The sequence below is a fragment of the Tumebacillus sp. BK434 genome (assembly GCF_004340785.1).
Taxonomy (GTDB): Bacteria; Bacillota; Bacilli; order Tumebacillales; family Tumebacillaceae; genus Tumebacillus_A.
Map to the genome: position 1 here is coordinate 69,310 of NZ_SLXS01000011.1, position 14,571 is coordinate 83,880.

Below are 14,571 nucleotides of genomic sequence, written 5' to 3' on the forward strand. Positions count from 1 at the left end.
CTTCAACGACCTTCCTTCTTCCATAAAGTGCGTGCCCGCTCATAATCGGCCGGCGTGTTCATATTGAGAAAAGGCGGCGGTTCATAAGCCGCATACCGTTCAATCGGCACATATCCCACCTGTAACTTCGCCAAAAAACGCTTCATCGCATTCTCCCCGTTCTGTAAACAGGATGCCGCAATTTCGCGCACTTGTCCATGATACAGCGCACAGACCGGATACAAGCGCTCCCCCTCCTGCGGCACGACCGCCTGCAGGCCGGGCTGCTCCTCCAGCACCTGCGCCAAGTCTTGTAAAATGCCGGCCTGCAGAAAAGGCAGATCACAGGCGACCAGACAAGCTTTTTCGTCCGCGGGCAGGCCGGTCAGTCCGGCATGAAGTCCGGCCAGCGGACCTTGACCCGCATATTCGTCGAGGACGGCTCGTACATTAAGTTGTACAAGACGTTCCAACTCCCTCTCCTCAGCGGCCACCACGACCACTTCGCTGCAGATCTCCTGCAAAGTTTCCAGCGTATGGAGCAAGAGCGGACGCTCATCAAACGTCAGCCATTCCTTGCGCCGTCCCATCCGGCGCGACGCTCCGCCGCACAATAGAATTCCGCGCATCCTTTTACATCCTTAATGTTATTTTGACTAATATGATCATTCAATAAAGATAAGCGAAGCCTCTGTTGCATAGTTCAAGCATATGATACACTACTATCATTAGGGGAGATGTATGATTTTTCAACTTACTTCTTCAATCGCCATGCAAACCCTGAGAAAGGAGTCGTGTTCCGTGCCGATCCTCTTTCGATTCCTAGCGAATTCTGAAGCGCTCTTGATCACATTGCGAATGTTTATCACTTCCACGCTGCTGCTGTTTGCATGGAACCCATATACGAGCTCCTTTGACAGCATCATGCTCGCAGCTTTTGGCTACTACGTGCTGACGACCGCCCTGATGCTGTTTTTTTACAACAAAGGGGACGGGCGCTGGAAGCTGTGGCGCGTCCTGCTGTACACCGACCTCGCCGCCGTCTCGGCGATGGTCTACGTGCAAGGCGGCGTGCAAAGCGATGTCTACTACGCCTATTACGGGCTGCTCGCGATGGCATCGTTCATGTACAACTGCAAATTTACTTCCGTTTTCTCCTTGCTGACGAACGCTGCATACCTGACCGTGATGATCGTCGCACCCGGACCTGCGCCGGTGCTGGACATCATCATTCGCATGGCGTTTTTCCTCTTCCTGTCGACGATGTTCCCGGTCCTGTCGCTGCTGGAGACCCGCCATCAAGAGTCGAACACCGTCTCTTCGCGGCTCAATCAGGAAAAAGAGCAGCTGGTGCAGGAGATGGAATCGATCTCGCGCCAAGTGGCCGAATATACGTTTGATCTGCACAACAAGGCGGTGCTCGACCAGCTGACCGACCTGCACAACCACTCTTACCTGCACTCGCAGCTGATCATCGAAGTCGAGAAAGCCAAACAGACCGGGCATCCCGTGTCGCTCGTCATGTTCGACATCGACAACTTCAAGCGCGTCAACGACACGTTTGGTCATCTGATCGGCGATGAAGTGCTGCGGTCGATCTCCCAGCGGCTGAAAGAAGTCCTGAAAGGCACCTACCACACGCCATGCCGCGCCGGCGGCGAAGAGCTGGCGGTGATCATGCCGGACATGCCGGTCGACGAGGCGTTTGTGCTGGCCGACTTCCTGCGCCAGGAGATCGGCAAAGTGAAAGTCCCGCTCGCCAACGGCGAGTTCCTGCGCATCTCCACCTCGGTCGGCGTCGCTTCCTTCCCGGAGACGAGCCACAACCACCAGCATCTGCTCGACTGTGCTGACCAAGCGATGTACGTCGCCAAAACGTCGGGGAAAAACCGCACCTGCCGCTACAACCCGGCGCTGGAAGAATCGCATACGGCAGGATAAATCTCACCAGTAGAAGAGAGGAGCTCGCTCCTCTCTTTTTTGATGCCGAATTACGTTCGGCGCCAGATGCCTTGTTCGGTGACCAAGGCGTCGAGCAGCGTATCATGCGGCTCCATCGGGACGTTCTCGACCACTTGCAGCTCGTAGGCGACGGCGATTTTCGGCACCTCCGGGCGGAGCTTGGGCAGGAAGCGGTCGTAGTAACCCCCGCCATACCCGAGCCTGCCCCCTTTGCGGTCAAACCCGACGCCTGGCAAGATCACGAGGTCGATCGCTGTGACGGGGACCTCCAGTTCCGGCAGGTGCAAAGGTTCGCGGATGCCGTACGCGCCCATGCGCAGGTCGGCAAGAGACGTGATGCGCACAGGGATCATCTGGCGCTCTTCTTTCAACGTCACCGGCGCGACCGGCGTTTTGCCGTGGGCCAGGCAATGTTCGATCATGCCGTCCGACTCCACCTCGCCGCGAAAGTCGAGGTAGAGCAAGATCGTCTGCGCCGCCTGCACCTCAGGCAGTTCGATCACGCGCTGCAAAATCGCCGCGTCGAGCGGGGCGCGCGCTTCCCGGGACAGATTCTGCCGCAGAGCGAGCAGGTGTTTGCGCAACGCTTGTTTTTCCATCCGGCAACGCCTCCTTCTGTAGGTAAAGTGTACCCGAAAATGACTGGAAACAGGAGACTGCATCGTGACACCCCGAATGACCGGCAGCAAAAAGCCGCTTTCAGCTTATCCGAAAGCGGCTTTTTCGATCGATTTACTCCGTTTCCCGCGGATACCAGCGCCATTTCACAAACAGCCACGGCACCGCGAGCGTTGCGGTCAGCCCGAGCAGCAGATAGCGCACGAGATCCCACGGCGCTTCTGCCGGCAGCAGGTCTTTCAGCAACGCGCGCAAGCCGAACACGATGGCGATGGCGACGGCGGTCGGCAGCAGGCGCTGCCAGATCGACTTGGGCAGCTTCATGCGCAGCGTGTGCGACTCCAGCACATAGCCGCTCCAGCAGCCGAGCAGGAAGCCGATCATCTTGCGCCCGTCCGCTTCGTGGTAGACGAGCAGCAGCAGCAGCGGCAGCACGATGCCTATGCCCAATTTGATGCCAAACGACAGCGGGCGCGCCTCCATACGGCCGTCCGCCCAGACGATCCCGGTCACAAACACGAGGCCAAACAGCAGCCCGGCCGCCACGTCGATCGGCCAGTGCACGCCAAGGTACAGGCGGGACAGCATGATGCAGAGCACCAGCACCCCGGCCAGCGCGAAGAACCACGATTTTTTCACCTGTGTGGCCAGATAGCCCCAGTAGGTCGCCGAACCTTGCGCATGCCCGCTGGGAAAGGACATGCTGGGCGCCGACTCCGTATACAGGCTGCGGATCCCGTCCACCCCGATCGGGCGCGGCGCGTTGAAAAAGAACTTCAGCGCGTAGTTCACGAACGTTGACAGGGACAGCACGATCGCCAGCCGGATGCCGACGCGTTTGGATATCAGAAAATAGATCAGCGGCACGGTCGCCACGTAAAACTCTTCATCTCCGACAATGGAAAATAGGATCATCAGCGTGTCCAGCCACGAGGCCGCAAAGCTTTGGATCCAGATCAAGATGTCTTTTTGCAAGTAGTCAGCCCCCCTTCACCTGATTGTATGCTTCGGGGGACGAGTTGAGAAATCCTTTTCAGATCGGGGCTGCTGGGGTACACTTAGAGGATAATTCCAGAGAGATTTTAGGTGATAAAACATGATTCTCGTGCAAGCGAATGACATACGCAAGGCATATGGAACGGACGTGATCTTGGACGGCGTGTCGATCGTCGTGCAGGATCGCGAACGGGTCGGGCTGATCGGGCCGAACGGGGCCGGGAAATCGACATTTTTGAAAGTGATCGCCGGCGAGATCACCGCCGACTCGGGCACGATTCACATGTCCAAAGAGACGACGGTAGGCTATCTGGCGCAGACCTCGCAGATCCACTCGGAGCAGACGATCTGGAACGAGATGATCACCGTCTTCGCCGACGTCTACCGCCTCGAAGCGAAGATGCGCGAGCTGGAAGTGCTGATGGCCGACCCCGCGTATTATGAAGATGAAGTCAAATACGGACAGCTCACCAGCCAGTACGCACGGCTGCAGCAGGAGTTTACCGACCAGAACGGCTACGCGGCCGAAGCGAAAGTGCGCGGGATTCTGCACGGGCTCGATTTTCCGGAGGAGATGCACGGGCGGCTGGTCAGCTCGCTGTCCGGCGGGCAGAAGACCCGCCTGCAGCTCGGGAAGCTCCTGATCACGCAGCCCGATCTGCTGATCTTGGACGAGCCGACCAACTATTTGGACATCAAGACGCTGACCTGGCTGGAAGATTATCTGAAAAGCTACCCGGGCGCTCTGCTGATGGTCTCGCATGACCGCTATTTTCTCGACTCGCTGATCAACGTGATCTACGAGATGGAGCGCGGCCGCACCAAGCGCTGGAAAGGCAACTACTCCGATTTTCTGGAGCAGAAGGCGGCCGACCTCGAACAGCAGCTGAAGCGCTTCGACCAGCAGCAGACGGAGATCGCCAAGCTGGAAGACTTTGTGCGCCGCAACATCGCCCGCGCGACGACGACCAAGCGCGCGCAGAGCCGCCGCAAGATGCTGGACAAGATCGACCGGATCGAACGCCCGACCCTGACCCAGGAGCAGGCGCACTTTTCGTTCAACATCGACAAGCAGAGCGGCAACGAGGTGCTCGTCGTCGAGGACGTCTCGCTCGGCTATGCGGACAATGTCTTGTCGCGCGGCCTCGATCTGAACGTCTACCGCGGCGAGCGCATCGCCTTGATCGGGCCGAACGGGATCGGCAAGACGACCCTGCTCAAAGCGATCAACAGCCGCCTGAAGCCGCTGCACGGGCGGATCAAGCTCGGCACCAACGTGTCGCTCGGCTATTACACGCAGGAGCAGGAAGACCTGACACCGGGCAAAAGCGTGCTGAACGAAGTCTGGGACGCCTACCGCACGCTTGAACAGACGCGGGTGCGGACGGTGCTCGGCAACTTCCTCTTCTCCGGTGACGATGTGACCAAGCCGATCGCCGCCCTGTCCGGCGGGGAGAAGAGCCGCGTGGCGCTGGCCAAGCTGATGCTGTTGAACGCCAACTTCCTGATCCTCGACGAGCCGACCAACCACCTCGACCTGTTGAGCAAGGAAGTGCTGGAAAACGCGCTCGACGATTATCCGGGCACGCTGCTCTTCATCTCCCACGACCGCTATTTCGTCAACCGCCTCGCGACGCGCGTCGTCGAGCTGTCGGCGGACGGGATCACCTCCTATCTCGGCAACTATGACGATTACGTCGAGAAGAAAGCCGAGCTGGAAGCGGAGCGCAAAGAGCGTGAAGAAGCGGCAGCAGCTGCCGGCAAGAAGCAGCAGCAAGCAGCGCCAATCGACGACTACCAGCTGCGCCGCCAGCAGGAAAAAGAGCAGAAGCGCCTCGCCAAAAAGCGCCTCGAACGCCTGGCGAAAGTCGAAGCGCGCATCGCTGAGCTCGAAGAGCTGACCGCCCAGTTGGAAGCGGACCTCTGCCTGCCGGACGTCTTCAACGACCACGTGCTCGCCGCCGAGAAAAACGCGGCGCTGGAAGCGGCACAGACCGAACTCGAAGCGCTCATGGAAGAGTGGGCAGAGCTGGAAGCGGCCGGAGAAGAGTAAGTCAATTGGGATGCGTGCCCCGATTTGCTGAACTTGGAGACCGTCTCGGCAACGGTTCATTTTGGCCAAGGCGAGATCAAACCCTCGAATGCGTTGGCCTGTCCTTTATATTGTCATTCCCCACCCGCTTCGGTCGATCCGCGCGAAACTGGTGAGCTGAATGGATCGCATGCCCGCTCGATGATAGCCTGTCGAGCGGGCATGCTTTTTTGGTTTACTCAGTCCTGATAGATCGTATTGAGGAGTCTTTTCTGCGATGTGCGTATGGACGGCTCTTCTTTTTTTGGTTATGATATGCACATCTTAAGTTGCATTCATTTTTTCAGTCGCAGAGAGCAGGTGTGGAACATGGCTACACTGAAAAACAGCAAGGCTTATTTGTATGTCAACGCGCTGTCCGAGCTGGGCGTGCGGATGGATCTGATCGCGATGGGGGCGCTGGTGCTGGCGGCGACCGGCGGGAGTGCGATCTGGCTGTCCGGGCTGCTGCTGGCCGGCGTGCTGGGCGGTTTTTTGTCGAGCTTGGTGTCGGGCGTGGTCGCCGACCGCTTCGAACGGCGGAAGATCATGATCATCAGCGACATCGCCCGCGCAGCTTTGATCTCGACCTTGATCTTCTTCCCCGACCCGTGGCTGATCCTGCTGGTGCGCTTTTTGATCGGGATGTGCTCGTCCTTTTTTGAAGTTTCTTTCCGTGCTGAATTGCCTGAAATTTACGGCAAAGAGCGGGCGTTGGCGATCAATGCGCTCGTCTCCCGGCTCAGCTCGATCGCGATGGTGATCGGCTTTCTCGGCGGCGGCTTCCTCTATCAGCAGTTCGGCTACCAGGCGGTGTTTCTGTTCGATGCGATCTCGTTTCTCCTGTCGGCCGCCTTTTTGTACCGCGTGCAGTGGAACAAAGTCGAGTCCAAGCCGCTGGGCGCCAAAATGCTGTCCTTGCGAAGCGACTTCCGCGATGTGGCCGCCTATTTAAAGCTGCACCCGGTGCTGTTCACCGTCTTCTTCGTCTATGTGATCGACACGTTTGGCTCCGCGTCGCACAACCTCGGCATCCCGCTGCTCGCCGAAATGGTCGACGCCGAACAGCAGGCGTTCTACTACGGCTTGTTCTGGTCGGTCTGGGGCGCGGGGAACGTCGTCTCTTCCTTCCTGATCCCGAAGCTGACTTTCTTCCGCAAGAATCTCGCCTACACCTATCTGTACTCCACGTTCGGGCTGTCGTTTGGCTTCATCCTGTTCCTCTCCTCGACGACGGTGCCGCTGATCCTGCTGTTCGCCTTCCTGACCGGCATCTTCGACGCGATCTCGGTCACGTCGAAAGCGACCTTGCTGCAGCAGAGCGACAACGAGATCCGCGGGCGGATCATGGGCGTGTCCGGCTTCCTCAACCGCACCGGCTTTGGCATCGGCTTTCTCGTCGCCCCGCATGTGCTGGCGGCGACGTCCCTGCCGGTGATGGTGATGATCTTCCACGGCGCGATCATCTTCTCACTGTGCGCCGGGATCTTCACGCTGCGCTCGAAGCGCGGCCGGCAGAGCGTTTCGCTGTAGACCCGAGATGTGCTTCGCTAAAAGGCTCCCTGTTGCCAGACAGGGGGCCTTTTGCATGGCAGAATCTGAAAGTTTTTATATATAACTATATACAAAGTATGGAATGAGGAGTACAATAACAGCAGAGATTCCCAACTGAGGGGTGAGCGGGTATGTTTGGAGTGTTGAAAGACAGACGGATTCAGTATTTGTTGACGGCGAACGTGTTCTCCTCGATCGGGTCGGGGATCACGATGATCGCCGTGCCGTGGCTGCTCGTGAATCGGGCGGGCGGCGATCAGATCTTTGGGTATGCGACGCTGTTTTCGACGCTGCTGTTGTTTTTTGCTTCGCCGTACATCGGGGTGCTGATCGACCGGATTTCGCGAAAGAAGACGCTGCTGTTCGCCGAGTATCTGGGACTGTCCACCGTGCTGGTGTTTGCGGTCTGGGGGTATCTGACGGGCGAGTTTGCGACCTGGCAGCTGATTGCGATTCACTTTGGCGGGTCGCTGTACTACTCGATCTATTTTCCGACCAAGTTTGCATTCATTCAGGAGATTTTTGACAAAGGGCAGTACCGCTCGCTGAACTCGGTGCTCGAGGTGCAGAACCAGTTTGCGACGATGATCTCCGGCGGTTTGGCCTCGCTGGTGATCGACAAGGTGTTTCTGTCGCATCTGCTGGTGCTCGATGCGATGACCTATCTGATCGGGGCGGTGCTGATCTTCCTCGTGCCGTACCAGCCGCAGCAAAACGAGCGTGCGGCGGCGAACGTGTCGTTTTTCGCAAACATCAAAGAGGGCTTTCACTACTTGAAGACGAAGCCGCTGCTCAATCTGTATCTGATCTCGGCGTTGATGCCGTTTATCGGAGTGATGATGGGCAACTACCTGTTTCCGATCTATGTGACGAAGACGCTCGGCGCCAGCGCGACGGTGCTTGGGATGGGCAGCACGATCTATGCGATCGGTGCGATTGCGGCCGGGTTGACGATTCCTTATCTGATGAACAAGCTGAATGCGTATCGGACGACGATCGCAACCGGTGTGGTATATGCGGCGGCGATCACGCTGACCGCGCTGTTCCCGGCGGCGCTGATCTTCATCGCGATGCAGTTCCTGCACGGCTGGGGCAATGCGGGCATCCGCGTGGCGCGCAACACGGTGCTGATGGAAATCGTGCCAAATCACCTGATCGGGCGGATCAACTCGTTCTTCAACGCCTTTGGGATGGCCTTGCGGGTGTCGCTGCTCGCCCTGTTCACCCAGACGATCCTCTACACCGGTGCCACCGGCGCCCTCTACATCCTCAGCGCTCTGATGATCACGGCCGCCATCGGTGTGATCTCTTCAAGGAAGCTGTTCTTCCCGAGTTCGCCGAACGTGGCGCAAGAGAAAAGCGCCCTTTCCTGATCGCTCAGGAAGGGCGCTTTTTCTGCATCTCAACCGCTCCACTACCCTTCTTGCGGTGACGTGTTGGGGAACGTCAGCGGGAGGGTGGCGACATCGACGAGGACCGGGCCGGGCAGCGCGAGTGCTTGCTCCAGCGTTTTGTCGAGCTCGGCGGAGTCGGTGACGCGGAAGCCGGCCAGGCCGCATGCTTCGGCGACTTTCACAAAGTCGGGGTTGGTCAGATCGGAGCCGAGCGTCGTATGCTGCCCGACTATCTGGCGGTCGGTTTCCATCTGCAGGTTGCCGTTGTTGACCACGACCACCGTGATCGGCAGGTTGTAGCGCACCGCCGTCGACAGGTCGGCCAGCGTCATGCCAAGACACCCGTCCCCGACCAGAGCCACCACTTGCCGCTCCGGCTCAATCAGTTGGCAGGCCATCGCGGCCGGCAGCCCGAAGCCCATCGACCGCCACGTCCCGGAAAACAGCGTCTGCTGCTCGCCGCTGCCGGCGAAGATCCGGTTGAACCACACCGTATGATCCCCTGTGTCCACGCACAGCACCGCGTCTTTTGCCACCGTATTCTGCAGCGCCCGCACCAGCCGTGCCGGATGCACCGGCGTCCCTTCGGTCGTCGCCTCCTGCTCGACTTGTGCCTGCCACTTCGCCCGCTGCCGCCCGATATAGGTCAGCCATTGCTCATTTTTCTCCTGCCCGGCCAGCCGCTTGACCAGCTCCGGCAGCACTTGCCCCGTCGCGCCGACCAGCCCGAGCTCGACGTGAAACCGCGTCCCGATGTTCGCCGCCGCATAGTCGATCTGAATCAGCCGGGCCGACTCCGGCACATATCCTTCCGGCCACCACGAGTCCCCGGCCAGCAGCACCACATCCGCCTTTTTCAACAATTGCGACGCCTGCGGGCTGCCTCCTTTGCCGATGCCGCCGAGCAGCTGCGGACAGTTTTCGTCGATCATCCCTTTCGCCCCCAGCGACAGGATCAGCCCGGCGCCCCACGTCTCACACAGCCGCACCACATCTGCTGCCGCTTCCCGCGCCCCCAGCCCGGCGACGACGACCGGCTGCTTGGCGGTCTTCATGATCGCCGCCGCCTGCCCGACATCCTGCGGGTTGAACTCCAGCACGCCTTTGACCATCTGCGGCCGCTTGCGCACCGCGTTCGTCTGCAGCATCGCCCACAGGTCTTTCGGTACCGACAGATGCGTCACAGCTCCCAGCTCCAGCGCCGTGTGGATCGCTTTCGTCAGCAGTTCCACCGTCGCATCGGGTGCGGCCAGCAGCGCGGAATAGGCGGCCAGCGGCTCGATGAACACCTGCTGGTCCAAGTACTGTTTCGTGTCCGTGCCGATCTTCTTCGTCGGCACCTGCCCTGTGATCGCCAGCACCGGCACTCGATCCTGATCAGCATCGCCCAGCCCGTTCATCAAGTTCGCCATCCCCGGCCCCGACGTGGCGATGCAAACGCCGAGCCGTCCGGTCAGCTTCGCTTCCGCCGAGGCCATGAACGCAGCCGTCCCTTCATGCTTTACGGCGACAAAGCGGATCGATGACCGCTGCACCGCATCCAAAAAATCCAGGAACGTATCGCCCACCACACCGTAGATGCGCTGCACGCCCCACGCTTCCAGCTGTTTGACAAAAGTATCGGCAACCGTCATAATCTGCATCGTCGGCAGTGTTGCCGCTTGCAGGCTTTGCTGTTCCGTACCGGGTATCATGTTTGCCGAACCATCCTTTCCCATTGCCAAGATCATCGTTAGGATGTTCGCAAAAACTGACCGGCATACCCATACCGCAGCGGGGAAGATTCTGCTACAATAGATTGTACTTATTATTAACGATATCAATGAGGACGGTGAATCTGGCATTAAAACACTCCGAGACACTCTTAATTCCGTTGAATCGAAAATCCTGCCGGTCAACCATGTCGATCATCGTTTTCGTCTGGAAAACATCGAATTTGAGCTGGACCACATCCGCCTGCGCGCCCGGCTGCTCACCTCGAATGAACAAGACTACACCATTCACTGCCGGTATTCGTACAACCAGCGCGAGTTTGCGCTGTGGAAGATGGTCGACTTTGAAGAGAACGAGTTTGTCGTCGTCGGCATCGTGTCGAAGACCCTGTTCTACTTCGCACACCGCGCCACCGTCTCGATCATCGAAGCACTCGGCTATGAAGTCGCATAAAAAAGAGGCAGCCCCTTCCGGAAAAGGGACTGCCTCTTTTTTAGTTCAGCTCCGGACGGAGCAAAAGCTTCGCGTCGATCGCATCCATAAACGGGTCGTCAAACACGCGCAAGATCCAGAAGCCCACGCCTTGCAGGTTGTAGCGCTTGGCCAACCCGATCTTCTGCTGCACGCCCTGCGGCGTCTCGCTGTAGGCGTTGATCCCGAGGATCAGCTTCTCCGGGCCGACCGCTTTCACCGCCGCGCGGATGTCGTCGTCGATCTTGTTGAGCGGCTGCGGCAGCTTGTCATCGACATAGGAGTAGGCCATGATGAACAAGGCGTCGGCCGACGCCGCCAGCGCTTTGTAGTCATACCCGCGGTACCAGCCGTGCTCCAGCGGCGCCACCACGACGGTCAGCTGCTTGCCGTTCTGGTGCAGCGCATCGGCCACCCGCTGCACAAACGCCGCATATTGCGAGCGCACAAGGGCGATGTCTTTCGCACCGGTCGGAGCCAGCGCTTCAAAATCGAGGTAGGCGCCCCCGATGCCCTTTTGCACGAGCAGCGACGCCAGATCGTTCGCAAAGCGCTGCTGCAGGGAAACGTCGTTCAAGAGCTTGGTCAATTCACCGTACTCGTTGACCGAAAAGACCATCAGCGACGTGTCGACGCCGGCCGTCTGCACTTCCTGCAGCAGCTCCCCGGCACCTTCCTGCGGCCAGCGGTATTCGCTTTCCTCGGTGACCAGCACCCCGCCCCGATCCAAGCGGCTCCAGGTAAAAGCGGCCTCGTCAAAATACGGCAGATACTCCTTCTGCCCGTACGAGCCCAAGCCATAAAACACCATCGTATGAAGATCCCGCTCCTGCGACTCCATCAGCACCGTCTGGCTCTTGTCGTCCCAGCGAACCTGCGCTCCGGCATGCTCGCTGAAAAAGCGCAGCGGGATCAGGCTGCGTCCTTCGGTGATAAACGGCGCCACATCCAATTGAACGGCCTTCCCGCCTACCCAAGCGGTCTTGTTGCCAATCTGCATCCGCAGCTCTTTGCCATTGCTGTCCGCGATCACCGTCGAAGTCTTCGGCTCCCATTCCACCTTGATGCCGAGCGCTTCGGCCAGCGGACGGAACGGCACCATCACGCGGTCTTTGTACAAGATCGGCTTAGGATCGATCGGCAGGTTGTACCCGTCGAGCACGACAGACGGCGTCGTCACCGCGCCCATCGCCATCCCCACCGCTTCTGCCCGATCCATATGCAAGCCGCCTGGCACTACCAACGCCAAAGCGGCGATCAAACTCACCCAAAAACGTTTCATCTGCAACTCTCCCAACCCGCATTGCAAATTTGCTAGTTTTGTATATTTTACCATAGATATGTTTATGACAGGCTTGGGACTATTAGACTATTTCAGACAAGATCTGACAAAAATGAAAACAAAAAAAAAGACGAGAGCCATCCGGCTCTCGTCTTTGATAAATAGCGAATCATAATAAGCGTATAGACACATAGCGAATCGATGTTGTAGCAGATAACACATTAGCTATGTCTATATATTACAGGGCAGAGAGAAATTTGTCAAATGCATTCGACAAAAACTTCTCGAATACGCGCGTTTCGCCCCGCCTAAGCTTCCTTCGATGCAGCCGATTCCTTCTGGGAATCTCTGAGGCACTGGACGCCTTTTTTGGCGAGCCGGTAGCTCTTTTTCATCGTGTTCTCATCTTTGATTTTGTCATAGTATTTCTTGTTGTCCAGCAAGATGTACTCTTTGGTTTCCAAATACTCCAACAATTGACTGCATGCGCTCTCCGGGATCGCCAGCACTTCGCGCAGCTTCATGAACAGCCAGGAACGGCCGAGGAAGACTTCCGGGTTCTCTTGGAACTTGCGCTCCCAGTTCTCGATAAACTCCAAAGCGCCGATGATGTAGTCTTCGATGTTGTAGTCTTTGACCTGAATGTTCAGGAACTCCAGCAGGTCGACCGCGCGGTGCGCATAGGCCGTGATGTCGTAATGTTTCGAAGTGGCGCTGGGCACATAGTACAGTTCGACATGTTTCCCTTTGTACATCAAGCGGCTCATGATCGGGATCATGTCGCTGTCCGCCGTGACAAACACGTAGCAGGAGATGTTCGGGTCGGTGTAGGTCGTTTCGATTGCGTCGAGGCAGAGTTCGATGTCGGACGCGTTCTTGCGGTGCTCATCCTTCTTGCCGTTGGCATAGACGTGGCGCAGCTGAATGCGCTTTTTCTGCAGTGACGTCATGTCGCAGGCGATCTGCTCGAAGTCGCCAAACGCCTTAAACACGCGCACGTTGTCGCGGTCGTACGTGTTCCACAGCTGTGTGAACAGGTTCTTCTCCAAGTTCTTGTCATCCGGGTCGTGGAGATAGCTGTTCTTCAGCGTCCAATAGACATTGTCATAGTCGACATAGATCGCGACGTTTTCCAACTGGCTGTGCTTCGCCCAGACCCGCTCCGACTTCATCGCCGTCTCGCCGATCGTCTCGGCCAGCATGTTCACCATCTCCGACGGTGTCGGGCGGCGGCGGACGCCGTTCGGCTCCGTCACGATCAGGCCATTCCCTTGCAAGTTATCCAGCAAAGTTCTCCCTCCTTCTTCCTGAGAAACAATTTCAACAACAAATCCATACTTCCTTCATAAAAAAAGAAGCTGCCGTATGACAGCCTCTCTTACGCGTTGTCACGCGGCTTTTTCAATGTCTGGACACAGAGGTAACACAGCGTCCCGAACAGGCAGGTGATGATCGCCGAGTGCGTCAAGGTGGCGTACAGATGCAATTGCTTGAGCACCACGAAACCGCCGGAGATCACCTGTGCTGTGATCAGCAGGAAGGCGAGGATGCTCGCCACATACAGATCGCGGCGCGTGTTTTTGTAGCGTTTGACGGTCAGCACCATCAGGATGGTCACAAGGATGAACAAGGTCAGCGCCCCGAGGCGGTGGACAAAATGCACGGCGACCAGTCCCTGCAGCTCCGGGATCAGCACACCGTCCTGGCACAGAGGCCAGTTCGGGCAGGCGACGCTGGCGCCGGTGTGGCGCACGTAGGCGCCAAGGTAGACGACGCCGTAGGCGAAGGCGGCCACGAACCACGCGTACAGCCGGTAGCCGTTGGCGACGGCCGTCTGGACGAGGCGCCGGGCTTTGTTCTGCTGCAAGATGCAGATGGTCAGCAGGAACACCCCGGTGAACGCCAGCAGGGAGAACCCGAAGTGCAGCGCCAGCACGGGCGACGACTGCGGTTTGATCACGGCGGCAGCGCCGAGCGCCGATTCGACAAGGATGAAAAAGATGCCGAACAGGGCGAGGTTGCGCACTTCTTTGTCGCCTTTGTTCTGCCACCAGGCGAGGAACGAGAACAGGAGCACCACGACGCCGGCGACGCCGGTGATCATGCGGTGCATGTATTCGATCATCGAGGAGATCGTGTACTCCGGCACCCACTTGCCGTTGCACAGCGGCCACGTGTTGCCGCATCCCATGCCCGACTCCGTCTTTGTAACCAAAGATCCGGCGATCATCACCAAAAACATGACGATGGTCGCGACATATGCGAATACGGTCAGCCATTTTATACTCTTCGTAGACTGCATGCTCATGAAAGGAATCCCTCTTTCTTCGAAACAGAAACTCTCTCTTCTTAACATAAAGTACATCCCCCCGCAAGACAAGACTGTTCTCGCTGGGAATTATGTATAACCCATGACAAAAAAGCCGTCAACGCCGAAGTGGTATTATCCCCTCATGGTAGACAAGAGAAAAAGGACATCGATAAGATGGACTTATCCTTGTTGACCGGAGGGGATTTTTTATGGCTAAAAA

The 14,571-nt window shown here is 57.9% G+C and carries 11 protein-coding genes; 4 read left to right on the forward strand and 7 right to left on the reverse strand.

Annotation, left to right across the window (positions count from 1 at the left end):
- Window positions 1-2 precede the first annotated feature (2 nt).
- The gene (gene mobA / locus EV586_RS19165) at window positions 3-608 is read right to left on the reverse strand and encodes a molybdenum cofactor guanylyltransferase (RefSeq protein ID WP_132946686.1); all 606 of its coding nucleotides are present in this window, start codon (window positions 606-608) and stop codon (window positions 3-5) included.
- A gap of 172 nt (window positions 609-780) precedes the next feature.
- Here mobA and EV586_RS19170 point away from each other — a divergent pair, with 172 nt between their 5' ends.
- Window positions 781-1,920: a GGDEF domain-containing protein gene (locus EV586_RS19170; RefSeq protein ID WP_165898710.1), complete on the forward strand. Its 1,140-nt coding sequence runs from the start codon at window positions 781-783 to the stop codon at window positions 1,918-1,920.
- Window positions 1,921-1,970: 50 nt separating this feature from the next.
- Here EV586_RS19170 and EV586_RS19175 read toward each other — a convergent pair whose 3' ends face one another.
- Window positions 1,971-2,540, reverse strand: a complete 570-nt coding sequence (locus EV586_RS19175) for a 5-formyltetrahydrofolate cyclo-ligase (protein WP_165898711.1) — start codon at window positions 2,538-2,540, stop codon at window positions 1,971-1,973.
- 133 nt (window positions 2,541-2,673) lie between these two features.
- Complete coding sequence (locus EV586_RS19180; protein WP_132946689.1) at window positions 2,674-3,534, reverse strand: phosphatase PAP2 family protein; 861 nt, start codon at window positions 3,532-3,534, stop codon at window positions 2,674-2,676.
- Between the two features lie 121 nt (window positions 3,535-3,655).
- Here EV586_RS19180 and EV586_RS19185 point away from each other — a divergent pair, with 121 nt between their 5' ends.
- The 3 genes from EV586_RS19185 (at window position 3,656) to EV586_RS19195 (ending at window position 8,553) form a co-directional block, all read left to right on the forward strand.
- Window positions 3,656-5,608 (forward strand): ABC transporter ATP-binding protein, encoded by a 1,953-nt coding sequence (locus EV586_RS19185; protein ID WP_132946690.1) that lies wholly within the window; start codon window positions 3,656-3,658, stop codon window positions 5,606-5,608.
- A gap of 348 nt (window positions 5,609-5,956) precedes the next feature.
- Window positions 5,957-7,159 carry an MFS transporter gene (locus EV586_RS19190; RefSeq protein ID WP_165898712.1) on the forward strand — a complete coding sequence of 401 codons (1,203 nt, stop codon included), beginning with the start codon at window positions 5,957-5,959 and terminating at the stop codon, window positions 7,157-7,159.
- 152 nt (window positions 7,160-7,311) lie between these two features.
- Window positions 7,312-8,553, forward strand: a complete 1,242-nt coding sequence (locus tag EV586_RS19195; protein ID WP_132946692.1) for an MFS transporter — start codon at window positions 7,312-7,314, stop codon at window positions 8,551-8,553.
- A gap of 41 nt (window positions 8,554-8,594) precedes the next feature.
- Here the strand turns inward: EV586_RS19195 and EV586_RS19200 are convergent, their stop codons facing one another.
- From EV586_RS19200 to EV586_RS19215, 4 genes are all read right to left on the reverse strand, one after another.
- Window positions 8,595-10,268 carry a thiamine pyrophosphate-binding protein gene (locus EV586_RS19200; protein WP_243653094.1) on the reverse strand — a complete coding sequence of 558 codons (1,674 nt, stop codon included), beginning with the start codon at window positions 10,266-10,268 and terminating at the stop codon, window positions 8,595-8,597.
- Between the two features lie 512 nt (window positions 10,269-10,780).
- A complete protein-coding gene (locus EV586_RS19205; protein WP_165898713.1) occupies window positions 10,781-12,040 on the reverse strand; it encodes a stalk domain-containing protein in 1,260 nt (419 codons plus the stop codon).
- A gap of 308 nt (window positions 12,041-12,348) precedes the next feature.
- Window positions 12,349-13,329, reverse strand: coding sequence for an NYN domain-containing protein (locus EV586_RS19210; RefSeq protein WP_132946694.1), 981 nt, complete (start codon window positions 13,327-13,329; stop codon window positions 12,349-12,351).
- An 89-nt stretch (window positions 13,330-13,418) separates the two neighbouring features.
- Complete coding sequence (locus EV586_RS19215) at window positions 13,419-14,348, reverse strand: COX15/CtaA family protein (RefSeq protein WP_243653095.1); 930 nt, start codon at window positions 14,346-14,348, stop codon at window positions 13,419-13,421.
- Window positions 14,349-14,571: the final 223 nt, after the last annotated feature.

Bases quoted from the DNA above. Each gene is read 5' to 3' on its own strand.
- EV586_RS19200 (WP_243653094.1), bottom strand. From the start codon at position 10,268: ATGATACCCGGTACGGAACAGCAAAGCCTGCAAGCGGCAACACTGCCG.
- EV586_RS19185 (WP_132946690.1), top strand. From the start codon at position 3,656: ATGATTCTCGTGCAAGCGAATGACATACGCAAGGCATATGGAACGGAC.
- mobA (WP_132946686.1), bottom strand. From the start codon at position 608: ATGCGCGGAATTCTATTGTGCGGCGGAGCGTCGCGCCGGATGGGACGG.
- EV586_RS19205 (WP_165898713.1), bottom strand. From the start codon at position 12,040: ATGAAACGTTTTTGGGTGAGTTTGATCGCCGCTTTGGCGTTGGTAGTG.
- EV586_RS19190 (WP_165898712.1), top strand. From the start codon at position 5,957: ATGGCTACACTGAAAAACAGCAAGGCTTATTTGTATGTCAACGCGCTG.
- EV586_RS19175 (WP_165898711.1), bottom strand. From the start codon at position 2,540: ATGGAAAAACAAGCGTTGCGCAAACACCTGCTCGCTCTGCGGCAGAAT.
- EV586_RS19215 (WP_243653095.1), bottom strand. From the start codon at position 14,348: ATGAGCATGCAGTCTACGAAGAGTATAAAATGGCTGACCGTATTCGCA.
- EV586_RS19195 (WP_132946692.1), top strand. From the start codon at position 7,312: ATGTTTGGAGTGTTGAAAGACAGACGGATTCAGTATTTGTTGACGGCG.